The sequence below is a fragment of the Streptomyces sp. NPDC058459 genome, from assembly GCF_042721685.1.
Taxonomy (GTDB): domain Bacteria; phylum Actinomycetota; class Actinomycetes; order Streptomycetales; family Streptomycetaceae; genus Streptomyces.
In genome coordinates, this window is sequence record NZ_JBHXLV010000245.1 from 1 (window position 1) to 9357 (window position 9357).

At 72.8% G+C, this 9357-nt stretch carries 10 protein-coding genes; 8 read left to right on the forward strand and 2 right to left on the reverse strand.

Annotation, left to right across the window (positions count from 1 at the left end; translation table 11 throughout):
• The coding region (locus ACFWN1_RS29220; protein WP_384368384.1) for a fasciclin domain-containing protein at positions 1-472 on the reverse strand (472 nt) is incomplete at its 3' end.
• 516 nt (positions 473-988) lie between these two features.
• Here ACFWN1_RS29220 and ACFWN1_RS29225 point away from each other — a divergent pair.
• The 7 genes from ACFWN1_RS29225 to ACFWN1_RS29255 all read left to right on the forward strand — a co-directional run bounded on the left by ACFWN1_RS29225 (position 989) and on the right by ACFWN1_RS29255 (position 7432).
• Entirely contained in the window at positions 989-1231 is a 243-nt protein-coding gene (locus ACFWN1_RS29225; protein WP_384368387.1) for a hypothetical protein, read from the forward strand.
• 71 nt (positions 1232-1302) lie between these two features.
• A complete protein-coding gene (locus ACFWN1_RS29230) occupies positions 1303-1527 on the forward strand; it encodes a hypothetical protein (protein WP_384368390.1) in 225 nt (74 codons plus the stop codon).
• A gap of 153 nt (positions 1528-1680) precedes the next feature.
• Positions 1681-2541 carry a Rieske 2Fe-2S domain-containing protein gene (locus ACFWN1_RS29235; RefSeq protein ID WP_384368393.1) on the forward strand — a complete coding sequence of 287 codons (861 nt, stop codon included), beginning with the start codon at positions 1681-1683 and terminating at the stop codon, positions 2539-2541.
• A gap of 33 nt (positions 2542-2574) precedes the next feature.
• Entirely contained in the window at positions 2575-2880 is a 306-nt protein-coding gene (locus tag ACFWN1_RS29240) for a hypothetical protein (RefSeq protein ID WP_384368396.1), read from the forward strand.
• Complete coding sequence (locus tag ACFWN1_RS29245) at positions 2877-3701, forward strand: ribonuclease BN (protein WP_384368398.1); 825 nt, start codon at positions 2877-2879, stop codon at positions 3699-3701. The genes ACFWN1_RS29240 and ACFWN1_RS29245 overlap by 4 nt, the downstream gene beginning before the upstream one ends.
• A gap of 98 nt (positions 3702-3799) precedes the next feature.
• Positions 3800-5869: a SpoIIE family protein phosphatase gene (locus ACFWN1_RS29250; protein ID WP_384368401.1), complete on the forward strand. Its 2070-nt coding sequence runs from the start codon at positions 3800-3802 to the stop codon at positions 5867-5869.
• A gap of 84 nt (positions 5870-5953) precedes the next feature.
• Positions 5954-7432, forward strand: a complete 1479-nt coding sequence (locus tag ACFWN1_RS29255; RefSeq protein WP_384368404.1) for a glutamate-cysteine ligase family protein — start codon at positions 5954-5956, stop codon at positions 7430-7432.
• Positions 7433-7435: 3 nt separating this feature from the next.
• On the opposite strand, the gene ACFWN1_RS29260 is transcribed toward ACFWN1_RS29255, so the two are convergent.
• The gene (locus ACFWN1_RS29260; RefSeq protein ID WP_384368407.1) at positions 7436-8245 is read right to left on the reverse strand and encodes a beta-glucanase; all 810 of its coding nucleotides are present in this window, start codon (positions 8243-8245) and stop codon (positions 7436-7438) included.
• 224 nt (positions 8246-8469) lie between these two features.
• Here ACFWN1_RS29260 and ACFWN1_RS29265 point away from each other — a divergent pair, with 224 nt between their 5' ends.
• Entirely contained in the window at positions 8470-9339 is an 870-nt protein-coding gene (locus ACFWN1_RS29265; RefSeq protein WP_384368410.1) for a DMT family transporter, read from the forward strand.
• Positions 9340-9357 lie beyond the last annotated feature (18 nt).

Sequence of the window (9357 nt, forward strand, 5' to 3'; positions counted from 1 at the left end):
GCGCGAGCTTCTGGCCGACGACGTGGTAGGTCAGGATCTTCGTCAGCTGGGCCTTGTCGGCGAGGACCTTGTCCAGGGTGGCCTTCGGGATCTTGCTGAAGGCGTCGTTGGTGGGGGCGAACACCGTGATGTTCTGGGCGTTGTTGAGGGTGTCGACCAGGCCGGCCTTCTTCACTGCGGTGACCAGGGTGGACAGCGCCGGGTTGTTGGAGGCGGCGGTCGCGACCGGGTCCTTGGCCATGCCGTCGAAGGAACCCGCGCCGTCCTTCGGCACCGACGAACAGGCTGAGCCGAACGGCTGGTCCATGCTGGTCATGTCCTCGCTGGCCTTGGGCGAGGAGGCGGCGGGCGCCGAGGACTCGGACTTGCCGCTGTCCTTGGTGTCGCTGGAGGAGCAGGCGCTCAGCGCGAGGGGCAGCACGGCGGCGGCGGCAAGGGTGACGGCGGCACGGCGGGTGCGGGTGATGGTCATCATTTCTCTGTCATCTCCTGAGTGTGGCGCGCGACGGGCGTCGCACTGGGGGGCATCGCGGGACAAGCTGGTCCGGGGCGGGGTGGGTCTGCGGCGCGGGGGCGGCCCGTACCGCCGGGGTGCCGGTGGGGTCGGGGCGGCTCGTGGCAGTCGGCGCCCCGACCCCACCGAAGAGCGGGCCTCCCGGCGGCCCCTACCGCCGGGTTCCGGTTCGCCTGCGCGGCTGAGCCCGCGAGCGGCCCACGCGGCGCGCGCGAGGCACGGCGCGCCGGGGCGGCCGGCGATCGGTGGTCCCACTCCTCATCCCTCACACCGGGAATCCGGATCTGCTGCGGAAGCGGATTGGTCACTCCCCCGATCAGGTGAAATAAAGATCGAGACCAATCCGTCGGGGCACCTGCCTCGGATGAACCGGCCGCCTGTCCCCGATGTGGGGACCCCCGTCCCGTCCCGGTTGCGGGGACCCCGTCCGGAACACAAGAGGCGCCCGCCGCCTGTCGCGTCTACGATCCCCACGTGGCAGACATTCCCGACAGCCTCATCGCCCTGGAACGGTCCGCCGAGGTGGAGCGGGCCAGGCTGGCCGGTCTCACCGGGAGCGAGTACGACGCCCAGCGGCGCCGCTGGCGCACGGCCTACGACGCCGTGTGCGCGGCCATCGCCGAGCGGTCGGCCCGGACCGGCGAGGACCGGTGCGCGCTGGAGCGGGAGGTGCAGGAGGCGGTGCGGCACGCCCACGAAGACCCCGCCGTGGAGTAGCGCCCGCCGCTCGCCGCCGCCTCGGAGCACTCCGGCATGCGGGGCACGCGGTCCTGGGCCACGCTCGGGACATGGCCCCGGACATCCCCGTCGTGATCTACCCGCCCGCGCCGGACGGCGGCAGACGGGTGCGTGTCGGGGACCGGTTCGTCGGCCTGGCCTACACCGTGCTGGACGTCGTGGAGTTCCTGCGCCGGGCCGGGCCGGAGGATCTGGCCTCGGTGGAGGAGCCGGACGTCGTCGCGGCGCGGTGGGTCGAGTGGCGGGGCGCGGGCCCGCGGGAGTGGCCCCGCTGAGCACGGGAGCCCGGCCCCGTGGCGGTGGCGAACTGCCGTACGGGCGGCTCGGGATGCCCGGACGTGGGCAGCCAGGTCCAGTTGAGAGCGCGAGCCGGCGCTACCCGTGGGATACCGGCCCGTCAGGTCCGAACGCTATGAGGAGCGACCGTCATGCCCAAGCAGATCGCGCACGTCATCAGGGACATCGAGGACCGCACCGCGCTCGACTCCCTCTCCGGTCCGGCCGCGAGTCTGGTGAACAGGGTCACCGAGCCGACCGCCGTCAAGAACGCGCTCTCGGGCGGCTGGCTGGGCCACGCGCTGCACCCGGTGCTCACCGACATCCCTATCGGCGCCTGGGGCATGGCCACGCTGCTGGACCTGACGGCGGGTGAACGCGGCGCCCTGGCGGCCCGCAGACTCGTCGGCTTCGGCGTGCTCACCGTGGTGCCCACGGCGGCGAGCGGCGCCTCCGACTGGGCCGGCACCATCGGGGGCACCCAGCGGGTCGGCCTGGTGCACGGGATGCTCAACAGCGCCGCGACCGTCCTGCAGGCCGCGTCCTGGGTGGTCAGGCTGACCGGGCGGCGCCGCGCCGGAGCCGTGCTGAGCGGGGTGGGCCTGGGCCTGACCGGCGCCTCCGCCTACCTGGGCGGGCATCTGTCGTACGCGAACGGCATCGGCGTCAACCACACGGCGTTCGAGGAGCCGACGGGCCGGTGGACGGACGTGGCGGCGCTGACCGCGCTGGAGGAGGGCAGGCCGCTGCGGGCCGACGCGGCGGGTGTGCCGGTGGTGCTGGTACGGCACGGCGGGACGGTGGACGCCCTCTCGGCCACCTGCACGCATGCCGGCGGGCCGCTGGACGAGGGCGAGGTCGACGCGGCCGGCTGCATCCACTGCCCCTGGCACGGCAGCGCGTTCCGTCTGGCGGACGGCGAGGTCACGCGGGGGCCGGCGTCGGTCGCCCAGCCCGCCTGGGACGTGCGGATCTCCCAGGACCGGGTGCTGGTGCGGGCCGCGAACGCCTGAACCGGCCGGACGGACGGGTGAGGCGGCACCGGGATGACCAACCGCATCCGCACGGCGGGGCACTCCACGCGTGACGTCTACGAGTCGGTGACGATGCTGCGGAAGGCGCTGCCGCCCGGCAGCGAGTACCGCTGGATGCCGCGGCTCGGCGGGCGGCGGCACGCGCCCGAGGACGTCCCGGAACCCGACGGTGCCTGGCGGGTCAAGGCGTTCCGCACCACACGGCTCCTCGGCATCAGGCCGGCGACGACCACGAACCCGGCGTCGCTGAACGAGCCCGCACACGTCGAGGACGGTCGGCCCGCCTGTCCTCCGCCACCCGCCGGGGAGAGACCGTGAGGCGCCGGCAGCGCGGCCTGGACCGTGCGTGGGAGTGGCTGGCCCTGCACGTCCTGATCCGGCGCGGCCGCGAGCTGGAGCTGCTGCACCGGGCCATGGGGTTCGCCACCCTCGCCCTGGTGACGCTGGCCCCGCTGCTGATCGTGGTCGCCGCCGCCGACCCGCTGGTGCGCGGCGGTTTCCCGTCGTGGCTGTCGGACGGCATGGGGCTGTCCGGGCGGTCGGCGAGGCTGCTCACCGATGTGTTCAGCCCGCCGCGCGAGGTCATCGGCACCACCAGCGCGTGGAGCATCCTGATGCTGGCCGTGTTCGGGGTGTCCTTCGGTGGCAGTGTGCAGAACGCCTTCGAGCGGATCTGGGGGCTCGCCGCCGGGCCGTGGCACCGGGTATGGCGGCAGGCGACGTGGCTGGTGGTGCTGATGGCGTATCTGTACCAGGAGGTGCAGACAGGGACCACGATGCAGGGGTTCTCGCGGACCGTCCTGACCACGCTCACCACCCTGCTCTTCTTCTGGTGGGGCCCGTGGTTCCTGCTGGGCGGCCAGGTCCGCTGGCGGGACCTGCTGCCGGGCGCGGTCGCCAGCGTGCTGGGACTGGCCGGGCTGCGCGCCTTCTCGACGCTGGTGTTCACCCCGCTGATCGTGACCAACGCGCTGAGCTACGGGGCGGTCGGCACCGTGCTGGTGGTGTCGTCCTGGCTGATCGGCGTGGGGTTCGTGCTGTACGGGGGCGCCCTGCTCGGCCGGTGGTTCACCGAGCACCACTGGGCGCCCTCGCACGATGACGAGAGCGGCGGCGACGGCGGTGCCGAGGAGCGGTGACGGCCGTCCCGGTGGGCGTGAGCGGGCGACGGGGGCAGCATGGAGGTACCGGTACCGAGTTGCCGGCGATGCCCGTACCGGAAGGTGGAGGTGGCGGGATGGCAGTGGACTCCTTGCGGTCCGACGATGAGCACGAGGCCGGGGAACCCCGGCCGACGGGGCTGCTGGACATGCTGAGCGTGGCCGGCGTGGTCCTGGACACCCGCGGACGCATCGTCTTCTGGACCCCGCAGGCGGAGGATCTGTTCGGCTACACCTCCGAGGAGGCGCTCGGTGCCGAGGCGGGCCGGCTGCTGGTGTCGCCGGGCCGGCTGGAGTCGGCGGTGCGCCTGTTCACCGAGGTGCTGGCCACCGGCAATGGCTGGGCAGGCGCGTTTCCGGTGCGGTGCAAGGACGGCTCCAGCCGGCTCACGGAGTTCCGCACCATGCGGCTCCTCGACGACCGGGGCGAGGTGTACGCGCTGGGTATCGCCGCCGACCGGGCCGTGCTCCAGCGGGTGGAGACCGACCTCGCGCTGTGCCATCGGCTGATCTACCAGTCCCCCATCGGCCTCGCCCTCCTCGATCCCGACCTGAGGTATCTGCTGGTCAACCCGGCGCTGGAGCGGATCGACGGCTTGCCGGCCGCCGAGCACGTGGGCCGGAGCCTGGGCGAGGCGCTGCCGCTGACGGACATGGAGACCGTGGAGTCGGCCCTGCTCCAGGTCCTCACCACCGGCATCCCGCTGCTCGACCAGTACCACGTGGGGCGCCCGCGCGACGATCCCGGACAGCAGCACGCCTGGTCGCTGTCCTTCTACCGGCTGGAGGACCCCGGCGGCCGGGTGCTGGGGGCGGCCGTCTCCGTCGTGGACGTCACCGAACGGCACCAGGCGGCCGCGGAGGCGGACCGCGCACGCAGACGGCTGGCGGTCATCGCGGACGCCTCCGCGCGGATCGGCACCACCCTGGAGGTCGAGCGCACCGCCCGTGAACTGGCCGAGGTCGCGGCGCCGGTGCTGGCTGACGTGGTCGCGGTGGACGTGCTGGACTCGGCGCTGGCCTGCCGCCGGACGAGCAGGCCGGACCACGGGCCCGAGCTGTTCCGGGCGCTCGCCCTGAAGGCGGCCCACCCGACCGTGGCGACCCGCGCGGCCGACCCGCCGGGCGACCTGGCCGCGTACGACGGGGACCGGCTGGTCACCCTGTGCGTGCACACCGGACGCCCTGTGCTGGTCCCGCATGTGCAGGCCGCCGACCTGCCGCGGATCGCACGGGACGCGGACTGCGAGGCGCTGCTCCAGGAGGCGGGCGTGCACTCGTATCTGGCGGTGCCGCTGATCGCGCACGGCGAGGTGCTGGGCGCGCTGGACCTGAAGCGGACCCACAACCCGATGCCGTTCGATGAGGACGACGTGGTGCTGGCCGCCGAGATCGCGGGCCGGGCCGGGGTGGCGATCGACAACGCGCGCTGGTTCCAGAGCGTGCGCAACACCTCGCTCACCCTCCAGCGGAGCATGCTGCCCGACCACTCCCCCCGGCACACCGGCCTGGAGGTGGCCTCCCGGTACGAGCCCGCGCAGGCAACCAGCGAGGTGGGCGGCGACTGGTACGACGTGATCCCGCTGGCCGACGACCGGACCGCCCTGGTGGTGGGCGACGTGATGGGCAACGGCATCGACGCGGCCGCCACCATGGGCCGGCTGCGCACCGCGACCTGCGCCTACGCCGACCTGGACCTGGCCCCGGAGGCGGTGCTGCGCCATCTGGACAAGATCACCTGCGATCTGGAGCACTACATCGTCACCTGTCTGTACGCGGTGTACGACCCCGCCACCAACCGCTGCACGGTCGCCAACGCCGGGCATCTGCCGCCCGCCCTGGCCCGGACGGGCCGGGCGCCGAGGTTCCTGGACCTGCCCACCGCCGCGCCGCTCGGGGTGGGCGGAGTGCCCTTCGAGGCGGCGACCGTCCCGATGGAGCCCGGCGATCTGCTGGTGCTCTACACGGACGGCCTGGTGGAGACCCGGCAGCACGCCATCGACGACCGGCTGGCGATGCTGCTGTCCCTGCTGGGTGAGCCGGACGGCTCGCTGGAGGAGGTCTGCGACCGGCTGGTGCACGGGCTGCGCCACCCCGACGACCACGACGACGTGGCGCTGCTGCTCGCCCGGGTGGACCCCTCGTAGCGGCGGGCCGTCGCGTGGTGGGGTGCGGTGGGTGGTGCGACGCTTGAGTGCACAGGTGTTGGAGGAGGGAATCCAGGAGGGCCGATGGGACGGGACGTCCCGGCGCTCGTCTTCACCCGCGAGGACCGCCGCCGGTACCGCTTCAAGATGCAGCAGTGCCTCGACGCGTTCGACCAGTTGCTGTGCGAGTCGCGGTTCGACAGCGACCGGCCGCAGGTCGGGCTGGAGATCGAGCTGAACCTGGTGGACGCGGACGCCGAGCCCGCGATGCGCAACAGCGATGTGCTGGAGGCCATCGCGGACCCGTCCTGGTCGACCGAGCTGGGCCGGTTCAACCTGGAGATCAACGTACCGCCACGCCGGCTGACGGCGGGCGGCCCGGACGCCTGGGAGGGCGAGATCCGGGCGGCGCTCAACCACGCCGAGGACCGGGCCCGTACGGTCGGCGCGCGGCTGGTGACGGTCGGCATCCTGCCCACACTGCGCCAGGCGGACATCGGGGTGGCCGCGCTGTCGGAGAACCCGCGCTACCGGCTGCTCAACGACCAGGTGTTCGCGGCCCGCGGCGAGGATCTGCGCATCGAGGTGGACGGCGTGGACCGGCTGCGCACCTACGCGGACACGATCACCCCGGAAGCGGCCTGCACCAGTACGCAGTTCCATCTCCAGGTCTCCCCGGAGGACTTCGCGGGCTACTGGAACGCGGCGCAGGCCATCGCCGGGGTGCAGGTGGCGCTGGCGGCGAACTCACCGTTCCTGTTCGGCAAGGAGCTGTGGCACGAGACCCGCATCCCGCTGTTCGAGCAGGCGACGGACACCCGGCCGGAGGAGATCAAGGTGCAGGGGGTACGGCCCCGGGTGTGGTTCGGGGAGCGGTGGATCACCAGCGTCTTCGACCTGTTCGAGGAGAACCTGCGCTACTTCCCGGCCCTGCTGCCGCTGTGCGAGGACCAGGACCCGGCGGAGACGCTGGACCGGGGGGACGTTCCGGAGCTGTCCGAGCTGACCCTGCACAACGGCACCATCTACCGCTGGAACCGCCCGGTGTACGCGGTCGCGGACGGCAGGCCGCACGTCCGGGTGGAGAACCGGGTGCTGCCGGCCGGCCCGACCGTCGCGGACACCCTCGCCAACGGTGCCTTCTACTACGGCCTGACGCGGGCCCTGGTGGAGGAGGACCGGCCGGTGTGGTCCCGGATGTCGTTCGCGGCGGCAGAGGAGAACTTGCACACGGCGGCCCGGCACGGCATAGAGGCGCTGCTGTACTGGCCGGGCATGGGCGAGGTACCGGTGCCGGAACTGGTGCTGCGGCGGCTGCTGCCGCTGGCGCACCGGGGTCTGGAGCTGTCGGGCATGGACGCGGCGTGGCGGGAGCCGCTGCTCGGCATCATCGAGCAGCGCTGTATCACCGCCCGCAACGGCGCGGTCTGGCAGAAGGAGACCGTGCGGAAGCTGGAGGACACCACGCGCGCGAGCCGCCACGAGGCGCTGCGCCGGATGACGGAGCTGTACATCGACTACATGCACCTCAACGCCCCGGTGCACACCTGGCCGGTGGACTGAGGCTCAGGACCCGGCCCTCTCCTCCCTCTGCTCGCCGGCCCTCAGCTCCCTCTGCTCATGGGCGCTCTCCTCGGTGGTGGCGGCCCGGGGTGCAGCGGCGGCGGGCCCGGAGTTCGGGCGTCGGACGACCAGCCGGCTGACCGTGTAGGACATCTCCGTGGTGTCGCGGCGGGGCGGCGGGTGATAGCGGCCGCCGCAGACGGACAGGTTGACGATGATGTACGCGTGCCAGCCGCTTCCGGTGCCCCGTTGGTCGGTGAAGACACGTCTGCCGTTGACCCACCAGGCGACCGAGCGGCTGCCGAACTCGGTGCGCAGGTCGACCCACGCCCCGGGGCTGATCATGTCGTCGCGCCAGTAGCGGTTGCTGCCGCGGATGTGGTTGGTGAACTCCAGCAGGTCGGGGTTGTCCGGGTGGTACTCGAAGATGTCGACCTCCTGGCCACCGTCCCGCCAGGTCCAGATGGCGGGCCAGGCGCCGATCTCGCGGGGCAGTTGGACACGGGCCTCCAGGATGTCGCCGGCGCGGAGCTGGAAGCCGTCCGGGCTGCCCTCGGTGGTCAGCAGTCCGGTGTTCCACCTGCCGTCGGGTCTGCGTCTGGCCCGGAAGACACCCGAGCGGCTGTAGGCGGGGTCGGCCACCAGGTAGTCGAGTTTGTCGTCGCCCGGATTGACCGGGCCGCCGTCGGGATAGGCCCAGGAACGGCCCGCCACCCACTGCCGTTCGGACGTGAAGTCGGCGGTGAACACCACGTCGGAAGCGGCGGCGGAACGCGGACCGGGTAGGGGGCTGCCCGGATTCGGTTCGTGCATGTCCGGTTTCTCTCCGTCCAGCGACGCGCCATGCGCCCAGACGCGGACATCAGCACAGAAAGAACCCGAACGAGTGAATATGGGCCGGAGTTTCGGCCGGAGCCCCGCGCGGACGGGTGCGCTCGGCGGTGGTCCGGCGGCACGAGGACGAGGGCTTTCGTAGGCTTTTCATAGGCTTTACGCAGGCGGGAGACAGCAGTGCTTTGCGCAGGCGGGAGACAGCAGTGATCGAACTGGCCGCGGCCTTCGCCGTCGCGGGGGCCGCGAGCAACGCCATGGGAACGGCTTTCCAGCGCAAGGCGGCGTCCACCAGCGAGCGCGGCGGTCTGAAGCTGCTGGCTGAGCTGGTGCGCCGTCCGGCCTGGGTGCTGGGCATGACCGGAGTGATCGGCGCGGCGGTGCTGCAGAGCCTGGCGCTGGTCAACGGGCCGCTGGCGCTGGTGCAGCCGCTGTTCATCCTGGAGCTGCCCTTCGCGCTGCTGATCGTCGGCCCGCTGCTGCACCGGCGTCTGCCCCGCTACGGCTGGTGGGGGGTCGGCGGGGTGGTGGCGGGCCTGGCCGTGCTGCTGGCGGCGGCCGCGCCGCACGGGGCGCGTGACCAGGCGCCGCTGACCCGCTGGGTGCCGGCGCTGGTGCTGGGTGTCGGGGCGGTCGTCGTGGCCGTACTGCTGGCCCGCCACGAGCGTCCGGCGACCGGCCGCGCCGCCCTGCTGGCCACGGGCTCGGCGATCGCCAACGCGCTGACGGCAGCCCTGCTGAAGTCGGCCACCGGCACGTTCGCCGACAACGGCTTCCTGGCGTTCATCACCTCCTGGCAGACGTACGGCTTCGCGCTGGCGGGTGTGGCGGCGGTGCTGCTGCTGGAGAACGCGCTCCAGGCGGGTCCGCTGGCCGCCGCCCAGCCCGCGCTGACGATCGGGGACGCGGTGGTCAGCCTGGCCCTGGGCATCTTCCTGTTCGAGGAGCGCATCCGCACCGGCTGGTGGCTGGTGCCCGAGGCGCTGGGCGCGGTCCTCATCGTCGGGGGCGTGCTGGTGCTGAGCCGGGCCGTGCAGAATCTAATCGAGCGGCCGCCGCCCGGCTCGGACGACTGACCGGGCGCCGCCCGGGAC